The 17,015-nt window shown below is 72.3% G+C and carries 20 protein-coding genes; 11 read left to right on the top strand and 9 right to left on the bottom strand.

The window, feature by feature from the left end:
• Positions 1–35: 35 nt before the first annotated feature.
• From OHA99_RS16640 to OHA99_RS16625, 4 genes are all read right to left on the bottom strand, one after another.
• Positions 36–1,073 (bottom strand): glycosyltransferase family 2 protein, encoded by a 1,038-nt coding sequence (locus OHA99_RS16640; protein WP_164383787.1) that lies wholly within the window; start codon positions 1,071–1,073, stop codon positions 36–38.
• A 116-nt stretch (positions 1,074–1,189) separates the two neighbouring features.
• The gene (purU, locus tag OHA99_RS16635; protein WP_282883028.1) at positions 1,190–2,044 is read right to left on the bottom strand and encodes a formyltetrahydrofolate deformylase; all 855 of its coding nucleotides are present in this window, start codon (positions 2,042–2,044) and stop codon (positions 1,190–1,192) included.
• Between the two features lie 117 nt (positions 2,045–2,161).
• A complete protein-coding gene (locus OHA99_RS16630) occupies positions 2,162–3,853 on the bottom strand; it encodes a bifunctional 3'-5' exonuclease/DNA polymerase (RefSeq protein WP_405696408.1) in 1,692 nt (563 codons plus the stop codon).
• A gap of 161 nt (positions 3,854–4,014) precedes the next feature.
• Positions 4,015–4,776: a Clp protease N-terminal domain-containing protein gene (locus tag OHA99_RS16625; protein ID WP_153178642.1), complete on the bottom strand. Its 762-nt coding sequence runs from the start codon at positions 4,774–4,776 to the stop codon at positions 4,015–4,017.
• Positions 4,777–4,882: 106 nt separating this feature from the next.
• Between OHA99_RS16625 and OHA99_RS16620 the strand changes: the two genes are divergently transcribed.
• Positions 4,883–6,046: a DUF2786 domain-containing protein gene (locus OHA99_RS16620; RefSeq protein ID WP_366473927.1), complete on the top strand. Its 1,164-nt coding sequence runs from the start codon at positions 4,883–4,885 to the stop codon at positions 6,044–6,046.
• Positions 6,047–6,090: 44 nt separating this feature from the next.
• On the opposite strand, the gene OHA99_RS16615 is transcribed toward OHA99_RS16620, so the two are convergent.
• From OHA99_RS16615 to rpmB, 3 genes are all read right to left on the bottom strand, one after another.
• Positions 6,091–6,609 carry a hypothetical protein gene (locus tag OHA99_RS16615; protein WP_153178639.1) on the bottom strand — a complete coding sequence of 173 codons (519 nt, stop codon included), beginning with the start codon at positions 6,607–6,609 and terminating at the stop codon, positions 6,091–6,093.
• A 176-nt stretch (positions 6,610–6,785) separates the two neighbouring features.
• Complete coding sequence (rpsN, locus tag OHA99_RS16610) at positions 6,786–7,091, bottom strand: 30S ribosomal protein S14 (protein ID WP_054100947.1); 306 nt, start codon at positions 7,089–7,091, stop codon at positions 6,786–6,788.
• Positions 7,091–7,327 carry a 50S ribosomal protein L28 gene (gene rpmB, locus OHA99_RS16605; RefSeq protein ID WP_153178638.1) on the bottom strand — a complete coding sequence of 79 codons (237 nt, stop codon included), beginning with the start codon at positions 7,325–7,327 and terminating at the stop codon, positions 7,091–7,093. The genes rpsN and rpmB overlap by 1 nt, the downstream gene beginning before the upstream one ends.
• A gap of 71 nt (positions 7,328–7,398) precedes the next feature.
• Between rpmB and rpmG the strand changes: the two genes are divergently transcribed.
• From rpmG to OHA99_RS16580, 5 genes are all read left to right on the top strand, one after another.
• Complete coding sequence (rpmG, locus tag OHA99_RS16600; RefSeq protein ID WP_059301677.1) at positions 7,399–7,563, top strand: 50S ribosomal protein L33; 165 nt, start codon at positions 7,399–7,401, stop codon at positions 7,561–7,563.
• Positions 7,564–7,569: 6 nt separating this feature from the next.
• Positions 7,570–7,824 carry a type B 50S ribosomal protein L31 gene (locus OHA99_RS16595; RefSeq protein ID WP_153178637.1) on the top strand — a complete coding sequence of 85 codons (255 nt, stop codon included), beginning with the start codon at positions 7,570–7,572 and terminating at the stop codon, positions 7,822–7,824.
• Complete coding sequence (locus OHA99_RS16590) at positions 7,821–9,029, top strand: GTP-binding protein (RefSeq protein WP_153178636.1); 1,209 nt, start codon at positions 7,821–7,823, stop codon at positions 9,027–9,029. Before OHA99_RS16595 ends, OHA99_RS16590 begins: the two co-directional genes overlap by 4 nt.
• 4 nt (positions 9,030–9,033) lie before the next feature.
• A complete protein-coding gene (gene rpsR / locus OHA99_RS16585; RefSeq protein WP_153178635.1) occupies positions 9,034–9,273 on the top strand; it encodes a 30S ribosomal protein S18 in 240 nt (79 codons plus the stop codon).
• 337 nt (positions 9,274–9,610) lie between these two features.
• The gene (locus tag OHA99_RS16580) at positions 9,611–9,829 is read left to right on the top strand and encodes a DUF397 domain-containing protein (RefSeq protein WP_174855328.1); all 219 of its coding nucleotides are present in this window, start codon (positions 9,611–9,613) and stop codon (positions 9,827–9,829) included.
• Positions 9,830–9,854: 25 nt separating this feature from the next.
• Here the strand turns inward: OHA99_RS16580 and OHA99_RS16575 are convergent, their stop codons facing one another.
• Positions 9,855–10,340 carry an ATP-binding protein gene (locus OHA99_RS16575; RefSeq protein ID WP_007452012.1) on the bottom strand — a complete coding sequence of 162 codons (486 nt, stop codon included), beginning with the start codon at positions 10,338–10,340 and terminating at the stop codon, positions 9,855–9,857.
• Between the two features lie 357 nt (positions 10,341–10,697).
• On the opposite strand from OHA99_RS16575, the gene OHA99_RS16570 reads away from it, so the two are divergent.
• From OHA99_RS16570 to OHA99_RS16550, 5 genes are all read left to right on the top strand, one after another.
• Positions 10,698–11,522: a helix-turn-helix transcriptional regulator gene (locus OHA99_RS16570; RefSeq protein ID WP_051005950.1), complete on the top strand. Its 825-nt coding sequence runs from the start codon at positions 10,698–10,700 to the stop codon at positions 11,520–11,522.
• A 75-nt stretch (positions 11,523–11,597) separates the two neighbouring features.
• A complete protein-coding gene (locus OHA99_RS16565; protein ID WP_153178633.1) occupies positions 11,598–13,058 on the top strand; it encodes an aldehyde dehydrogenase family protein in 1,461 nt (486 codons plus the stop codon).
• A gap of 45 nt (positions 13,059–13,103) precedes the next feature.
• Positions 13,104–13,745 carry a PadR family transcriptional regulator gene (locus OHA99_RS16560; RefSeq protein ID WP_153178632.1) on the top strand — a complete coding sequence of 214 codons (642 nt, stop codon included), beginning with the start codon at positions 13,104–13,106 and terminating at the stop codon, positions 13,743–13,745.
• A 93-nt stretch (positions 13,746–13,838) separates the two neighbouring features.
• On the top strand, positions 13,839–14,780 hold the full coding sequence (locus OHA99_RS16555; RefSeq protein WP_381500201.1) for an ATP-binding cassette domain-containing protein: 942 nt from the start codon (positions 13,839–13,841) through the stop codon (positions 14,778–14,780).
• A gap of 65 nt (positions 14,781–14,845) precedes the next feature.
• Positions 14,846–15,574 carry an ABC transporter permease gene (locus OHA99_RS16550; protein ID WP_366473945.1) on the top strand — a complete coding sequence of 243 codons (729 nt, stop codon included), beginning with the start codon at positions 14,846–14,848 and terminating at the stop codon, positions 15,572–15,574.
• Here the strand turns inward: OHA99_RS16550 and OHA99_RS16545 are convergent.
• Positions 15,571–16,998: a glutamate decarboxylase gene (locus tag OHA99_RS16545; protein WP_153178630.1), complete on the bottom strand. Its 1,428-nt coding sequence runs from the start codon at positions 16,996–16,998 to the stop codon at positions 15,571–15,573. The two genes, OHA99_RS16550 and OHA99_RS16545, sit on opposite strands and share 4 nt — an antisense overlap.
• Between the last annotated feature and the right edge of the window lie 17 nt (positions 16,999–17,015).

The raw sequence follows: 17,015 nt of genomic DNA, 5'->3' as shown, positions 1-17,015 counted from the left end.
AGCGGTGCATCGGTTCGGGGCCGGGCCGCATGCCGTCAGGCGCCGACGGCCTCGATGAGCCGGCGCACGATCGCGTGCCGGCCGGCGTCGTGGCGGCGCAGGAACTCCCGGAGCCGCTCGGCGTGCCGGTCGCTGCTGCACTGGAGGGGGTGGACGACCGCGTAGCCGTCCTCCTCGGCCACGTACGCGAGTTCGCGCAGCATGGGCACGGTGGGGTCGGTGACGAACTTCTCCAGGCCGGTCAGGGCCTCGTCGGTGCTCATGCCGCGCGGTGTCACCAGCTCGCCGGCGTCGGTGATCGCGCGGTAGAAGCGGAGCATCTCGCCGGCGAAGCACGCCCGCAGTTCGTCCTGGACCGCCGGCGTCCCGATCGCCTCGGTGAGCTTGGTGCAGGCCGCCTCGTCGGGCAGGGAGCCCAGGGTGAGGCGGTGGCTGACGGTCATGGTGCGCCGCCGCGAGGTGTCGCGCAGCAGCATCCGGACGGTACGGTCCAGCACCGTGGTGAAGCGTTCGCCGGCGTCGGCGAGGCGCAGCCACAGGTCCCAGTCCTCCATCCCGACGTGGTCGGTGGTCCAGCCCCCGACGCTCTCCGGCAGTCCGCGCACGTGGCCGACGCGGGACGGCTCGTACAGCGGCCACAGGAGTTGCAGCTGCGGGTGCCACAGGCCGTTGAGCGGGTGCGAGCGGTACTCCTCCCCGCCCTGCTCGTTCATGCCGATGCTCGCCGTCGCCACCAGGCGCGCCCCGGCGTCGAACTCGCGCTGAAGCACGGCCAGGTGGTCGGGGAGCCACTCGTCGTCGTAGTCGAGGTAGGCGATGGCCGGTGCCGTGGAGGCGGCCAGGCCGATGTTGCGGGGGCCGCCGGGGTGGCCGTGCCGCTGCGTGCGGATCAGCTGGACGCGCTCGTCCTCGTAGGAGAGCACCACGTCGTCGGTGTCGTCGGTGCAGCCGTCGGACACCACGATCAGGCGCCAGTCCTCGAAGGTCTGGGCGAGCACACTGTCGATGGTCGTGCGGATGGCCTCGGACCGGTTCCAGGCCGGACAGATCACATCTATCGCTGCCGTGCTCAAGGGCTTCCTCGCAGACTCCTCAAGACGGCCGTCGTGCCGTCCCCGGTACCTTCGGAGCCCTGCCTACACGGCGCCTATACGCAGGGCGCCGGGGGCGGCCGGGCGTGGCGATGCCGTCAGGCGAAGACGACGGTGCGGTGCCCGTTGGGCAGGACCCGCCGCGCGCTGTGCCACTCGACGGCCCTGGCCAGCGCCTGGGCCTCCACGTCGCGCCCGATGGCCACCAGTTGCTCCGGGGTGACCGCGTGGCTGACCCGGCGGACCTCCTGCTCGATGATCGGCCCCTCGTCGAGGTCGCCGGTCACGTAGTGCGCGGTGGCGCCGATCAGCTTCACCCCGCGGGCGTGCGCCTGGTGGTAGGGCTTGGCGCCCTTGAAGCTCGGCAGGAAGGAGTGGTGGATGTTGATGATCCGGTCGCTGAGCCGTTTGCAGAAGTGGTCCGACAGGATCTGCATGTAGCGGGCCAGTACCACCAGTTCGACCTCTTCGGCCTTGACCAGGTCGAGCACCTGCTGCTCCGCGAGGGCCTTGGTGTCCTTCGTCACGGGGATGTGGTGGAAGGGGATCCCGTGCGTGGCGACGAGGGCGCCGAGGTCCGGGTGGTTGGAGACGACGGCGGCGATCTCCACCGGCAGCGCGCCGGTGCTCGAGCGGAACAGCAGGTCGTTCAGGCAGTGCCCGAACTTGCTGACCATCAGCACGACCCGCATGCGCTCCTTCGCCCGGTGGATCTGCCAGTCCATCCGGAACGAGTCGCCGACGGCGCCGAAGCTGGCCCGCAGCTTGTCCACCGACGCGGGCGGCTCGGCGCTGAACGCGACCCGCATGAAGAACCGCTCCGTGTCGTGGTCGCTGAACTGCTGGCTGTCCTCGATGTTGCATCCCGTCATGAACAGGTAGCTGGACACGGCGTGCACGATGCCCTGCCTGTCGGGGCAGGAGAGCGTGAGGACGTACTGCTCGGCGGGCATGGGCGTCTCCGATACGTGGGGGCCGTCGCGTGATGAGGCGAGGCCACCCAAGCGGTGGTGTCCATTTTTTTCATACGTGCGCCGGGGAGGGCGGAAGGCAGGTGCGGGGACCGCCCCTCACTTCGCCTCCGCGTAGCACTCCACCACCGCCGTGGTGAACGGGAACCGCACCGGTGTGGGCCCGAACGTCAGCCGTCCCGCCAGCTCCGCCGCGTCCCGGATCGCCGCGACGACGGTGCCGGCCTCCTCCTCGGGACAGTGCACGATCACCTCGTCGTGCTGGAAGAAGACCAGCTCGGCCGCCATGTCCGCGCAGGCCTGCCGCAGGGCCGCGAGCAGCAGCAGGGCCCAGTCGGCGGCGCTGCCCTGGACCACGAAGTTCCGGGCGAAGCGGCCCCGCGCGCGGGCGTTGGTGGACGCGTAGCCCGGCACCCACTCCTGCGGGCGGCCCGCGGTGTCGGCGGGGTCGTCCTGCGGCAGGCCCGCCTCCTCGGCGCCGTCGGCCGCGCCGACCGCGGGCGGGCAGGTGCGGCCCAGCCAGGTGCGCACCAGCCGGCCCTCCTCGCCGGCGCGGGCCGCGTCGTCGACGTAGGCCACCGCGCGGGGGAAGCGGCGTCTGAGCGCGGCCAGGTTCTTCAGGCCGTCGCCGGAGGTCTGGCCGTAGACCGCGCCGAGCACGGCGAGCTTGGCCTGGGCGCGGTCGCCGGAGAAGGCGCGGTCGGAGACCGACTGGTAGAGGTCGGTCTCCCGGCCGGCCACCTCCATCAGACCGGGGTCGCGGGAGATCGCCGCCAGGACGCGCGGCTCCATCTGGTCGGCGTCGGCGACGACCAGTCGCCAGCCGGGGTCGGCGACGACGGCACGGCGGATCACCTTGGGGATCTGGAGCCCGCCCCCGCCGTTGGTGACCCAGCGGCCGGTGACGGTGCCGCCGGCCAGGAACTCGGGGCGGAACCGTCCGTCGCGCACCCAGTCCTGGAGCCAGGACCAGCCGTGGGCGACCCAGATCCGGTACAGCTTCTTGTACTCGATCAGCGGTTCCACCGCCGGGTGGTCCAGCGTTTCCAGCTCCCAGCGGCGGGTGGAGCCGACCTTCACGCCCGCCTGCCCGAACGCCTTGACCACGTCCGCGGGCAGGTCGGGCCGCACCCGGCGGCCGAAGGCCGCGGACACCTCGTCCGCCAGCTCGGCCAGGCGGCGCGGCTCGCCCCCGCCCGCATACCGCTCGCCCAGCAGGCCGTGCAGCACCTCGCGGTGCACGTCGGCCCGCCAGGGCAGCCCCGCGCGGTTCATCTCGGCGGCCACCAGCATCCCCGCCGACTCGGCGGCCGTCAGCAGCCGCATCCGGTCGGGGTGTGCCGAGCGGCCGTGGCGGTGCTGCTGCTCGGCGTAGACGGTGAGCAGGTCGGGGAGGGGGAGGTGGACGGCCTGGGGCTCGAAGAGCGGGGACTGGGCGCCGGGCTCGGCGGAGCGCTGCGGCGGGTCGGGCGGCACGGGGCCGCCGCGCAGCCGGGCCAGGGCGGCCGCGGCCGAGTGCGGCTCCCCGTACCGCCCCTCGTGGCCGAGCAGGAGGGTCTCGGCGGCCTCCACGTCGTAGCACCGCTCCACCCGCACCCCCGCGGCGAGCAGGCGCGGCGCGATCTCGGCGGTGGACCGCCACACCCAGCGGGTGACGTCCGGCCTGCTCCGCACGGCCCCGGCGAGGTCGGGCTCCCGCCGCACCGGTCCGGCGGGCAGCCCGTCGTGGCCGAGGGGCGCGACATCCACGCCACCGCCCTCGGCCACCGCGAGCGCCCACCTCTCGGCCATGCCGCGAGTCTCGCAGGCGGGTCTGACATCGGCCTCGCGGCGGCGGGCCTCGTCCGCGTCGCCTTGCCGGCAGGGCGGGAGCGCGCCTCGGCCCGCGTCGCCCTGCCGGCTCGGCGGTGGTGGCCTCGGCCCGCGTCGCCCTGCCGGCTCGGCGGCGGGTGTCAGCCTTCCCCGTCCTCCGGCCCGCCCTCCCCGCCGTTCTTGGTCACCTTGATGAACTGCGCCAGCGCCTCGGTGACGTAGGCCTCGGTGGCCTCCTTGCCGAGGCCGAGCCCGCTGAGCACGCCCTCGCCGTCCTCGTGCTCCAGCAGGGCGAGCAGGACGTGCTCGGTGCCGATGTAGTTGTGGCCGAGGCGCAGGGCCTCGCGGAAGGTGAGTTCGAGGACCTTCTTGGCGGCGGGGCCGTAGGGCACCAGTTCCGGGACCTCGGAGGCGGCGGGCGGGAGGGCGGCGAGTGCCGCCTCGCGGACCGCGTCGAGGGTGACGCCCTGCGCGGCGATCGCCTTGGCGGAGAGGCTCTCGCCCTGCGTGAGCAGGCCCAGGACCAGGTGCTCGGGCAGTCCCTCGGTGTTGCCCGCGGTCTTGGCCGCGTTGTGGGCGGCCATCACGGCTTCGCGAGCGCGGGGCGTGTAGCGGCTGAAGCCCTGGCTCGCGTCCAGGTCGGCGGACTCCTTGGGCACGAAGCGCTTCTGCGCCGCCTGCCGGGTGACGCCCATGCTCTTGCCGATGTCCGTCCAGGACGCGCCCGAACGCCGGGCCTGGTCCACGAAGTGACCGATGAGGTGGTCGGCCACCTCACCGAGGTGCTCGCCCGCGATGACGGCGTCCTGGAGCTGTGCCAGGGGTTCCTGGTGCACCTTCTTGATGGCGGTGATGAGTTCGTCGAGGCGTACGGATGACGTGATGCTCGGGTCGGTCGTCATGTGTCAACCGTAGGTTGCACTCCCGCCACTGTCAACCGAAGGTTGACAGTGGGAGAGAGGGGTCTCGTCGAAGAGACCTCCTCGGCACTCGTGGCACCATCGCCGGGTGAGTACGCCCCGCACCGTCGACCGTGCCTTCGAGACCGCCCTGTACGACACCGCCGACGACGCCCTCGACACGGCGGCCTCGCTGCTCGCGGCCGACCCGGCGGCGGATGCGGAACTGGCCCGGCGCGGCGAGGAGTTCGTGGCCACGGCCTGGCGGCGCGGCTGGCAGCCCGCCGACCTGGTGCGCATCGTGCGGCGCGAACTGGACGACGTGCACGTACGGCTGGCGGCGGCCCTGATCCGCGCCCAGGCCGCGCACGACCGCCCGCGCGGACCCCGCTGGGCCGCACAGCTCGACGCCGTGACCGACCGGGCGCCGTCCCCCGCCGACCGCTTCTCGCACGCCACCGCCGTACTCGAGCTGTACCGCCTGCTGCTGCGGCTGCCCGCGCTCGAACCGCTGGACGAAGCGCCGGGTGCGCCGCGTCGCGAGGCCCGGCCCGAGTCGCGCGCCCTCGCCCGCATCCGCGCGCTGCTCGCCAAGGCGGAGGCGACCGGATACCCCGAGGAGGCGGAGGCGCTGAGCGCCAAGGCGCAGGAGCTGATGGCCCGGCACAGCGTCGACGAGGCGCTGCTGGCCGCGCAGGCGCAGGGGCTCGCCACCTCGCCCGACACCCCGGGCGCGTGCCGGATCGGGGTGGAGCCGCCCTACGAGCAGGCCAAGGCGGTACTGCTGGACGCGGTGGCCGACGCCAACCACTGCCGGGCCGTGTGGAACGAGCCCTTCGGTTTCTCCACGGTCGTCGGTTTCGAGGCCGACCTGGACGCGGTCGAACTCCTCCACACCTCCCTGCTGGTGCAGGCCGAGGCCGCGATGGCGAAGGCGGAGGCCGGGCAGCGGGCCGGCGGGCGCAAGCGCACCAAGGCCTTCCGGCAGTCCTTCCTCGCCGCCTACGCCCACCGCGCGGGCACCAGGCTGCGGGCCGCGGCCGAGGCGGCCACCGCCGAATCCGCGGCCACCGGTGCGGCGGCGGACGCGGACCTCCTGCCGGTGCTCGCCTCCCGCGAGGTGGCCGTCACCGAGCGGCTGGAGCGGCTGTTCCCGGAGACGACCACGACCCGCCTGCGCGGTGTCTCGGACGCGGCGGGCTGGACGGAGGGCACCCGCGCGGCCGACGACGCCCGGGTCGAAGGCCGGCGGCCGTTGCGGCCGGGACGGTAGCCCGACCCCGGACGCGGGTCGCGTTCACCGGAGAAGGACCCCGTTCAGGAGCCGAGGCCCTCGGTCGGCAGTCCGGGCGGCAGCGAACCGCCTTCGGACCGGGTGTACGTCTCCTCGCCGACACCGCCCTCCCAGGTCACCCTGAGCGAGGTGTCGTCGACCGACTCGACGGTGCCGGTCGACCGGTCGTCGCCTCCCGCGGTGCACTTCAGGCGGATGGTCCGGGTGCCGGAGGCCTCCCCGGCGGTGCCGCTGCACACGGTCCCGCCGGTGGCGAAGAGGGCGGCCTTGCCACCGTTGACCATCAGGGCGACGGCCTGGCCGTCGGTGGTGGCCAGCCAGCTGCCCTCCAGGTCCGCGTCGGCGGACGGCGACCCGCCGCCGGAGCCGCCGGAACCGTCGGAGCCGCCGGTCTCCGCGCTCGCCGAGGCGCTGGGCGCCGCCGACGCCTTGTCACCCCCGCCCCCGGAACCGCCCCCGGAACCGCCGTCGGAGCCACCGTCGGTGCAGGCGGTCAGCGCCAGCGCGCCCGCCAGTGCGACGGCCACGGCCGCGGCCCGCACGGGGCGCCGCCCCGAGCGCCCGCCAGGGCCCAGGGGAGCGCCGGCCGTACGCGCGGCCCCGCCCCCGGTCGCACCCCTCGTACTCGCCGTGCTCGCCGTTCTCTCCGCAGTCACCCACGTCACCGGAAGCTCCAAGCTGTAGCCGGACGGCCGGTTCGGCCCCGAACAGCCGCAAGCTACCAGGAGGACTTGCGCACCCCGGGCAGATGCCCGGCGTGCGCCTGCTCACGCAGATTCACCCGGGAGAGCCCGAAGACCCGGAAGTATCCGCGCGGGCGCCCGTCCACCTGGTCGCGGTTGCGCACCCGCGTGGGGCTCGCGTCGCGCGGCTGCCGGCGCAGTTCACGCTGGGCGGCGAGCCGTTCGGCCTCCGTCGAGGAGGGGCGGCGGACGATCTCCTTCAACTCGGCCCGGCGTGCCGCGTAGCGCGCGACGGTCGCCTGCCGCTGCTCGTTCTTCGCGATCTTGCTCTTCTTCGCCATCAGATCCTCACTCCCCGGGCACGGATGCGCGCCACCGCCGCCTCGACGCCGATCGAGTCGACCGTCCTGATCGCCTTCGTGCTCAGCCGCAGCCGTACGTGCCGGCTCTCGCTCGGCAGCCAGTAGCGCTTGGTCTGGACGTTGGGGTCGAAGCGGCGCGAGGTGCGCCGGTGGGAGTGCGAGATGCGGTTGCCGAATCCGGGCTGTGCCCCGGTCAGCATGCAGTGGGCGGACACGGTGACGTACCTCTCCTCCGGGCCGGACGGGCCCAACTGTTAATGGAATTCATTTTCAGTAAGATAGCAGCATGGCACGCAACGAACTCCGACCGGTCATCAAGCTCCGGTCCACCGCCGGGACCGGCTACACCTACGTCACCCGCAAGAACCGCCGCAACGACCCGGACCGGCTGGTCCTGCGCAAGTACGACCCGACGGCCGGCCGTCACGTCGACTTCCGAGAGGAGCGCTGAGCCGCCGTGCGCAAGGGAATCCACCCGGAGTACCGTCCCGTCGTCTTCCGCGACCGGGCCGCGGACTACGCCTTCCTCACCCGCTCGACCCTCACCAGTGAGCGCACGGTCGAGTGGGAGGACGGCCGTACCTACCCGGTCGTCGACGTCGAGATCTCCCACGTCAGCCACCCCTTCTACACCGGCACCGCGCGCGTCCTGGACACCGCCGGACGCGTGGAGCGCTTCGAGCGCCGGTACGGGAAGGAGGGCGGGGCGTGAGCGGGCCGGGCCCCCTCCACGATCTGCCGGTGGTGATCGTCGGCGGGCTGCACGCCGACGCGCGCCGGGCGGCCGTGGCACGGCTGCTGGCCGACGTGCCCGGCAGTGTCGTCCTCCACCACGACCTGGCGACCGCCGCCGCGGGCACGGTCGTGCGGACCGTGCGGGACGCCACGGGCATCCTCGACGCGGGCGAGGCACCCCTGGTCAACGACTGCGCGTGCTGCGCCCTGCGCGAGGATCTCGTCCCCGAGCTGGTCCGGCTCGCGGAGGCCGGCGGCACCCCGCTGGCGGTGGTCGAACTGTGGGACTCCGTCGAGCCCAAGGCGATGGCGGAGGTGGTCACGGCCGGCGGCTTCACCGTCACCGGCGTGATCACCGCCGTCGACCCGGCCCTCGTCCTGCCGTACCTCGGCAACGGCGACGACCTCGCCGAGGGCGGCCTCGCCGCCGCGGCCACCGATCAGCGCACCGTCGCGGACACCTTCGCGCGGCAGCTGGAGTACGCCTCCGTCCTCGCTCTCGCCGAGTCCCTCCCCGGCTCGCCGGAGGCCGACGACGAGGACCGCGAGCTGCTCACCCAGCTCCATCCGACCGCCCGCCGGGTGCCGATCGGCCACGGTGACCCGGCGGGCGCCCCGGCCCCGCCCGCATCCGCATCCGCGTCCTCGGAGCTGGCGCGGGCCGCCCTCGCCGGGTTCGACGTCGAGGCCGCCGCCGCCGCGCAGCACCCTGCCTGCGCCCTGCTGCCCGCCGAGGCCGACGCGCACGGCGTCGCCACCCTGGTCTGGCACCGCCGCCGCCCCTTCCACCCGGAGCGGCTGTACGCGGCGCTCGAGGACCTGACCTGCGCCGCGGCCCGCAGCCGGGGGCGGTTCTGGCTCGCGGGCAAGGGGGACACGCTGCTGCACTGGGACGCCGCGGGCGGTGCCCTGTGCGTGGAGGGCGCGGGGCCGTGGCTCGCCTCGCTCCCCGACGCGGCCTGGGACCTGGTGCCGCCCGTGCGCCGTGCCGCCGCCGCGCTGGACTGGCACCCCGAGCACGGAGACCGCTGCCAGCACCTGGTCTTCACGTCCCCCGGCCTCGACCGCGACGGCCTGGAACGGCTGCTGGAGTCCTGCCTGCTGACCGACGCCGAGTACGCCGCGGGACAGGCCGCCTGGGAACGGCTGCCGCCCGCCTTCGACACCCTCCTGGAGGTCTGACCCGATGCCCCGACCCCGCAAGACCGACCGCACGCCCGCCCGGCAGCGCCCCAACCCGCTCGACCGGGACGGAGTGACGTACGTCGACTACAAGGACACCGAGCTGCTGCGGAAGTTCCTCTCCGACCGCGGCAAGATCCGCAGCCGCCGGGTCACCCGGGTGACGTCCCAGCAGCAGCGGCAGCTGGCCAGGGCGATCAAGAACGCGCGCGAGATGGCGCTGCTGCCGTACGGCACCCGCTGACCCGCCCGCCGCACCTCACGCACCAGCGACAACACCGGGGCACGCCCGTACCGGCCGGGCCCCGGTGTTGTCGCATGTTGTTGCATATTCTTCGAATCCGGGGGCACATGCGGGAACGACTTCCCGGGGCCCGGCGTCGTAGAGGGCAGGGCTCGGTAAAGCGGTCGTCAAAGCTGTAACCGCGGGACCACCACGCGTGCACGTGCATTTGCTCATGCATCTGCACGTGAACAGGGTTATGATCCGGATCAGTTGACCACTGCATCAATGGCCACATCAGCCAGTGCACACCGGGGAGCGACCTGTGAACCACGACGTGTACGACGTGTACAACGGCATGGCCGCCACGCAGTTGCACGACGCGGCCTGGCAGAAGAGCCGGCGCAGCAACTCGCAGGGATCGTGCGTGGAGTTCGCGCGCCTGCCCGACGGCGCGGTGGCGGTGCGCAACTCCCGCTTCCCCGACGGTCCCGCGCTCGTCTACACGCGCGCCGAGATCGAGGCCATGCTGCTGGGCATCAAGGACGGCGAGTTCGACCACCTGATCGCGAGCTGACCGAGCTGACCGGTCCCACTGCGGGCTAGAGCCGGAACAGCGCCCAGACCACCTTGCCGTTGAGCGTTCCGGCCAGCGGGTGCCAGCCCCAGCTGTCGCTGAAGGAGTCGACGAGGAACAGGCCCCGGCCCGACTCCGCCGAGAAGTCGTCCGTCTCACGGGCCACCGGGCTGTCGTGACTGGGGTCGCGCACCGCGCACACCAGCCGCTCCGTCCAGCGCATCAGGTGCAGCCGTACGGGACCGTGCTGCTCGTCGTGGCGCGGGGTGTCCGCGGGCAGCGCGTGGCGCAGGGCGTTGGTGACGAGTTCCGAGACCACCAGGCAGACGTCGTCGAAGCGGTCGCCCGTGTCCCAGCCGTCGAGTGTCCTGCGGGTGAATCTCCGGGCCTCGCGCACCGCCTCGTAACGGGGCGGCAGGGCGCAGGAGGCGGCGTTGGAGACGGCCGCGGGGTCGAGTGGTGGAAGGCCCTGCCGTAACGGCTCGAGCATGGTCGATCCATTCGTCCCCATGCGAGGCACTCCCGGGAGTTCGCGGTCGTAGCGATGCGGCGCGGTGGTGCGGGGACCATGGTTTCGGATGCGTACCGCAGATGCAAGGGCAGATGCACGTGCACGTGACCGAAATGGACCTGCCCGTACCGCTTGTTGGTCAATTTTTCCGCCATCTTCGCCCCCTCTTCATGTCCCTCGACGGCCGGTTCCGGCCCACCGTGTGCATGAGCCTGCACGTTTCCGTTGACTCAATTCCGTTTCCGTAACCGGACGAGTACTGCTCGGAGTGTTTTAGTGGCAGACTTCGGCCCCTGAAGACGGTTGGGGAGGCTGGCGAACGTGAGCGCGGGAGAGCCCGGATCGGTGGTGCGGCGCATGCTGCTCGGATCACAACTCAGGCGACTGCGTGAGACGCGGGGGATCACGCGCGAGGCGGCGGGCTACTCGATCCGCGCCTCAGAATCGAAGATCAGCCGGATGGAGCTGGGCCGGGTGAGCTTCAAGACCAGGGACGTCGAGGACCTGCTGACGCTGTACGGCATCACGGACGAGCAGGAGCGCAACTCGTTGCTCTCCCTCGCCAAGGAGGCCAACGTCGCGGGCTGGTGGCACAGCTACTCCGACGTGCTGCCCAGCTGGTTCCCCACCTACGTGGGCCTGGAGGGTGCCGCCTCGCTGATCCGGGTCTACGAGGTGCAGTTCGTGCACGGGCTGCTCCAGACCGAGGAGTACGCCCGCGCGGTCGTCCGGCGCGGCATGAAGGGCGCCGGCGAGGCGGACGTCGAGCGGCGGGTGGCCCTGCGCCTGGAGCGCCAGAAGCACCTGGTCGCGGAGAACGCCCCCGAGTTCCACATCGTGCTCGACGAGGCCGCCCTGCGCCGGCCCTACGGCGACCGCGAGGTGATGCGCGGCCAGCTCCAGCACCTGATCGAGATGTCCGAGCGCCCCAATGTGCGGCTCCAGATCATGCCGTTCGGCTTCGGCGGGCACTCCGGCGAGAGTGGCGCGTTCACGCTCCTCAGCTTCCCCGAGTCCGACCTTTCGGACGTCGTCTACCTGGAGCAGCTGACCAGCGCGCTGTACCTGGACAAGCAGGAGGACGTCACCCAGTACGAGACGGCGCTGAAGGAACTCCAGCAGGACAGCCCGGGACCGGACGAGAGCCGGGACCTTCTGCGAGGTCTCCTCCAACTCTCCTGAAACATAAGTACGATGACGCCCAATCAGGCGGCTCGCTCGCGGCGGCTGCGGCAGTTGAGGGGATTGAGGGTTCTCATGTCGTCGTACTTCACCGACCTCGCCCAGCAGTACATCGACGGCGAGTGGCGCCCGGGCACCGGCTCCTGGGACATCATCGACTTCAACCCGTACGACAACGAGAAGCTCGCCTCGATCACGATAGCCACCGTCGACGAGGTCGACGCCGCCTACCGGGCCGCCGAGCGCGCGCAGAAGCAGTGGGCCGCGACGAACCCGTACGCGCGCCGCGCGGTGTTCGAGAAGGCGCTGCGCCTGGTGGAGGAGCGCGAGGAGGAGATCAGCGAGGCGATCGTCGCCGAGCTGGGCGGCACCCGCCTGAAGGCCGCCTTCGAGCTGCACCTCGCCAAGGAGTTCCTGCGCGAGGCGGTCCACCTGGCGCTGGCGCCCGAGGGCCGGATCATCCCGTCCCCGGTCGACGGCAAGGAGAACCGCGTCTACCGGGTGCCGGTCGGCGTCGTGGGCGTCATCAGCCCCTTCAACTTCCCCTTCCTGCTCTCCCTGAAGTCGGTCGCCCCGGCCCTCGCCCTGGGCAACGGCGTCGTCCTCAAGCCGCACCAGAACACGCCGATCGTGGGCGGCACGCTGGTCGCGAAGCTCCTCGAGGACGCCGGACTGCCGGGCGGCCTGCTCAACGTGGTGGTCACCGACATCGCGGAGATCGGCGACGCCTTCATCGAGCACCCGGTGCCCAAGGTGATCTCCTTCACCGGCTCCGACAAGGTCGGCCGGCACGTGGCCACGGTCTGCGCGGCGAACTTCAAGCGCTCGGTCCTCGAACTGGGCGGCAACAGCGCGCTGGTGGTCCTCGACGACGCCGACGTCGACTACGCGGTCGACGCCGCGGTCTTCAGCCGGTACGTGCACCAGGGCCAGGTCTGCATGGCCGCCAACCGCGTGCTGGTCGACCGCGCGGTGGCCGACGAGTTCACCGAGAAGTTCGTCGCCAAGGTGAAGTCCCTCAAGGCCGGCGACCCGCGCGACCCGTCGACGGTCATCGGCCCGGTGATCAACTCCTCGCAGGCCGACGCCCTCTCCGGCGTGGTCGAGCAGGCGCTCGCCGAGGGCGCCACCGCCCTGGTGCGCGGCTCGGTCACCGACAACCTGGTCGAGCCCTCCGTCCTCACCGGCCTGCCCGCCGACTCCGCGCTGCTCCAGCAGGAGGTCTTCGGCCCGGTCGCCTTCCTCGTCCCCTTCGACGGCGAGGAGGAGGCGGTACGCCTCGTCAACGACACGCCGTACGGGCTGAGCGGCGCCGTGCACACCGGGGACGTCGAGCGCGGCGTCGGCTTCGCCAAGCGGATCGACACCGGCATGTTCCACGTGAACGACGGCACCGTGCACGACGAGCCCATCGTCCCCTTCGGCGGCGAGAAGCACTCCGGCCTCGGCCGCCTCAACGGCGAGACCATGCTGGACGCCTTCACCACGCAGAAGTGGATCTCGGTGCAGCACGGCCGCAGCGGCTTCCCGTTCTGAGGGCCCCGGCGGGCCGAGCCCGGCGCCGGATCTAGGCTGGACCCCATGTCAGCGATCCGTCTCCTCGTGCTCGGCGCCGTCCGCCAGCACGGGCGGGCCCACGGCTACCAGGTGCGCAACGACCTGGAGTACTGGGGCGCGCACGAGTGGTCCAACGCCAAGCCCGGCTCGATCTACCACGCGCTGAAGCAGATGGCGAAACAGGGACTGCTTCTCGCGCACGAGATCGCGCCGTCCACGGCGGGTGGCCCGCCGCGCGTGGAGTACGAGATCACGGAGCAGGGCACCGAGGAGTACCTCGCCCTGCTCCGCGACTACCTCACCGCCTACGACCAGCGGCCGGACGTGCTCACCGCGGCGCTCGGTTTCATGGTCGACCTGCCGCGCGAGGAGGCCCTGGGGCTCCTGGAGGAGCGGGTGCGGAAGATCGAGGAGTGGCGTGCCTCCGTCACCGAGTACTACATGCCCGCCGAGGGGCCCGGCCAGTACGGGCACATCGGCGAGATCATGAACTACTGGGTCCACTCGGCCGACTCGGGCGCGGAATGGACCCGCGGCCTCATCGAACGCGTCCGGGGCGGCGCGTACACCTTCGCCGGTGAGGGCGAGCCGTTCGTCGGCGTGCTCGCCGAGGGCGAGGAGAACCCCTTCGCGGCGGGGCGGCCGCACTACGGGGACGCTCGCTAATCAAGTTTGACCAACGGGAGGGTGGGGGTTATGTTCTGAGCTAGTAGTCAAATTTGGCTAGCTTGTCTCTCGAAGGGGAAGCGGGGAGTGACAGTGGCCGACGCGGCGATCACCGTCGAAGGAGCACGCAAGGAGTACGGCAGTAAGAGAGCGTTGGACGGACTCGACCTCACCGTCACGCGCGGCACGGTGCACGGCGTACTGGGCCCGAACGGAGCCGGCAAGACGACCCTGGTCCGCATCCTGTCCACCCTGCTGCGCCCCGACGCGGGCCGCGTCGAGGTGGCCGGACACGACGTAGTCGCCGAGGCGTACGCGGTACGGCTGCGCATCGGTCTGCTCGGCCAGCACGCGGCGCTCGACGAGGAGCTGGGCGGCCGGCAGAACCTGGAGATGTTCGGCCGCCTGCATCACCTGGGCGCCCGGCGGGCACGCGCGCGTGCCGACGAACTGCTCGCCCGCTTCGGCCTCGCCGACACCGGACGCAAACCGGTCACCGCCTACAGCGGCGGCATGCGGCGCCGCCTGGACCTGGCCGCGTCCCTCATCACCGAACCGGAGGTGCTCTTCCTGGACGAGCCGACCACCGGCCTCGACCCGCGCGGCCGCGCCGAGGTGTGGGACTCGGTCCGCTCCCTGGTCGGCTCCGGTACGACGGTCCTGCTCACCACCCAGTACCTGGAGGAGGCCGACCAGCTCGCCGACCGCATCTCGGTCGTCGACGCCGGCCGCGTCGTCGCCGACGGCACGGCGGACGAACTCAAGGCGGCCACCGGCGGCGACCGCGTCGACGTCGTCCTGCGCGACGCCGGCCACCTGGGCGCCGCGGTGGCCCTGCTGCCGCTCACCGGAGTCCGCGTGGACCCCGACCGCCGGTTGCTCAGCGCCCCGGTCACCGACCGGATGGCGGCGCTCTCCGGCGTCGTACGGGCGCTGGAGAAGGCCGGGATCGAGGCCGAGGACGTGGCGCTGCGCCGGCCGACCCTGGACGAGGTGTTCCTGCACCTCACCGACCGCACGAAGGAGGCCGCGTGAGTACGACCGCCGTGCGTACGACCGCCGTGAGTCCCGCGACCCACGCCCTGTCCGACTCCTGGACCATGACCCGCCGCGAGCTGGCCCGCTGGGGACGGCAGCCGGTGACGGTCGTCGTCAACCTGGTCTTCCCGGTGATGCTGCTGCTGATGTTCGGCTACCTGGTCGGCGGCGGCCGGGGCCTGAGCGGCGACTACGTCGACTACCTGGTCCCCGGGATGCTCGCCCTCACCATGGCCTTCGGCCTGGAGGGCACGATGATCGCCGTCACCCGGGACCTCGACAAGGGCGTCGTCGACCGCTTCCGCTCCCTCCCGATGGCGAACGGCGCGGTCCTGGTCGGCCGCTCCGCCGCCGACATGCTCCAGTCGGTGCTCGGCCTGACCGTACTGATCGGGGTCGGGTACGCGCTCGGCTGGCGCACCCACGGCGGTCCCGGCGCCTTCCTGGGCGCGGTCGGCCTGCTCCTGCTCTTCCGCTTCGCCATGCTCTGGATCGGCATCTTCCTGGCCCTGGTGGCCGGGAAGCCCGAGCTGGTGCAGGCGGTGCAGATCCTGGTCTGGCCGGTCGGCTTCCTCTCCAACGCCTTCGCCGCCCCCGACTCCATGCCCGGCTGGCTGGGCACGGTCGTCGAGTGGAACCCGCTGTCCCAGACCGCCACGGCCGTCCGCGACCTCTTCGGCGGCCCCGGCGGCGAGTCCGGCCACCTCTGGGCGGCCGTCGCCTGGCCGCTGGCACTGCTCGCGGTGTTCTTCCCGCTGGCGGTGGCCAGGTTCGGGCGGCTGAGCCGCTAGTGGTGGAACCCGGTGGCCGCGCCCTTGTCCCGGGTCAGCGGGTGCGGCTGCCGGCGCAGCTCCGGCAGCAGCCGCTCCAGATCCTCGAGGAGCAGGTCCGCCATGTCCGCCGAGAAGCCGTTGCGGCACACCACCCGCAGCACCGAGAGGTCCTCGCGGTGCGGCGGGAAGGTGTACGCCGGCACCAGCCAGCCGCCTTCCCGCAGCCGCCGGGACACGTCGAAGACGTCGTACGCCGTCACGCCGTCGGCCGTCGTGAAGGCGAACACCGGCAGCTGGTCGCCGCGCGTCAGCAGCCGGAAGTCGCCCAGCGCCGCCACCCGCCGCGCGAGCGAGCCCGCGATGTCCCGGGCGTTCTGCTGCACGGCCCGGTAGCCGTCACGGCCAAGCCGCAGAAAGTTGTAGTACTGCGCGACGACTTGCGCGCCGGGCCGGGAGAAGTTCAGCGCGAAGGTCGGCATGTCGCCGCCCAGGTAGTTCACGCGGAACACCAGCTCCTCGGGCAGCGCCTCCGCGTCCCGCCACAGTGCCCAGCCCACGCCCGGGTAGACCAGCCCGTACTTGTGTCCCGAGGTGTTGATCGAGGCGACCCGGGGCAGCCGGAAGTCCCACACCAGGTCCTCGTCCAGGAACGGCGCGACCATGCCGCCCGAGGCCCCGTCGACGTGCACCGGGACGTCGAGGCCGGTCCGCTCCTGGAGGGCGTCCAGAGCCGCGCACAGGTCGGCGACCGGCTCGTAGGACCCGTCGAAGGTGGAGCCCAGGATGCCGACGACCCCGATGGTGTTCTCGTCGCACAGCTCGGCGGCGGCCTGCGGGTCGAGGTGGAAGCGGTCGCCCTCCATCGGGACCTGGCGGGCCTCCACCTCCCAGAAGTTGCAGAACTTCTCCCAGCAGACCTGGACGTTCACGCCCATCACCAGATTGGGCCGCACGTCCTTCGCCGGATAGCGGTCTGCGTTGCGCAGCGCCCAGCGCCGCTTCAGCGCCATCCCGGCCAGCATGCACGCCTCGCTCGATCCGGTCGTCGAGCAGCCCACGGCCGTCGACGGGTCGGGCGCGTGCCACAGGTCGGCGAGCATCGCCACGCAGCGCCGCTCCAGCTCGGCGGTGCGCGGGTACTCGTCCTTGTCGATCATGTTCTTGTCCCGGCACTCGCTCATCAGCACCCCGGCCTGCGGCTCCATCCAGGTGGTGACGAAGGTGGCCAGGTTGAGCCGTGCGTTGCCGTCGAGCATCAGTTCGTCGTGGACCAGCCGGTACGCGGTCTCCGGCGGCAGTGGGGAGTCGGGCAGCCGGTGCGAGGGCGGAGCCTCGGTCATGCCGCCGAGCGGGTTCGCCGCCGCGTGGAAGGGGTTCACGGCGAGCCGGCGCCGGTCACGATCGTGGTCGTGGGACGGGCGGGGCCCCTGGTGCAGTGACATGCGACCGACGGTAGGCC

This window comes from Streptomyces coelicoflavus, from assembly GCF_045041415.1.
In the GTDB taxonomy this organism is placed as follows: Bacteria; Actinomycetota; Actinomycetes; order Streptomycetales; family Streptomycetaceae; genus Streptomyces; species Streptomyces coelicoflavus.
The sequence above is the reverse complement of the archived record's forward strand: the minus strand, read 5'-3'. Positions and strand labels throughout refer to the sequence as shown.

What these genes read in the sequence shown, in the direction of transcription:
- purU (WP_282883028.1), bottom strand. Translation starts at nt 2,044, where the DNA reads ATGCCCGCCGAGCAGTACGTCCTCACGCTCTCCTGCCCCGACAGGCAG.
- OHA99_RS16630 (WP_405696408.1), bottom strand. Translation starts at nt 3,853, where the DNA reads ATGGCCGAGAGGTGGGCGCTCGCGGTGGCCGAGGGCGGTGGCGTGGAT.
- OHA99_RS16625 (WP_153178642.1), bottom strand. Translation starts at nt 4,776, where the DNA reads ATGACGACCGACCCGAGCATCACGTCATCCGTACGCCTCGACGAACTC.
- rpsN (WP_054100947.1), bottom strand. Translation starts at nt 7,091, where the DNA reads ATGGCGAAGAAGAGCAAGATCGCGAAGAACGAGCAGCGGCAGGCGACC.
- rpmG (WP_059301677.1), top strand. Translation starts at nt 7,399, where the DNA reads ATGGCACGCAACGAACTCCGACCGGTCATCAAGCTCCGGTCCACCGCC.
- rpsR (WP_153178635.1), top strand. Translation starts at nt 9,034, where the DNA reads ATGCCCCGACCCCGCAAGACCGACCGCACGCCCGCCCGGCAGCGCCCC.
- OHA99_RS16580 (WP_174855328.1), top strand. Translation starts at nt 9,611, where the DNA reads ATGGCCGCCACGCAGTTGCACGACGCGGCCTGGCAGAAGAGCCGGCGC.
- OHA99_RS16575 (WP_007452012.1), bottom strand. Translation starts at nt 10,340, where the DNA reads ATGGGGACGAATGGATCGACCATGCTCGAGCCGTTACGGCAGGGCCTT.
- OHA99_RS16570 (WP_051005950.1), top strand. Translation starts at nt 10,698, where the DNA reads ATGCTGCTCGGATCACAACTCAGGCGACTGCGTGAGACGCGGGGGATC.
- OHA99_RS16565 (WP_153178633.1), top strand. Translation starts at nt 11,598, where the DNA reads ATGTCGTCGTACTTCACCGACCTCGCCCAGCAGTACATCGACGGCGAG.
- OHA99_RS16560 (WP_153178632.1), top strand. Translation starts at nt 13,104, where the DNA reads ATGTCAGCGATCCGTCTCCTCGTGCTCGGCGCCGTCCGCCAGCACGGG.
- OHA99_RS16550 (WP_366473945.1), top strand. Translation starts at nt 14,846, where the DNA reads ATGACCCGCCGCGAGCTGGCCCGCTGGGGACGGCAGCCGGTGACGGTC.
- OHA99_RS16545 (WP_153178630.1), bottom strand. Translation starts at nt 16,998, where the DNA reads ATGTCACTGCACCAGGGGCCCCGCCCGTCCCACGACCACGATCGTGAC.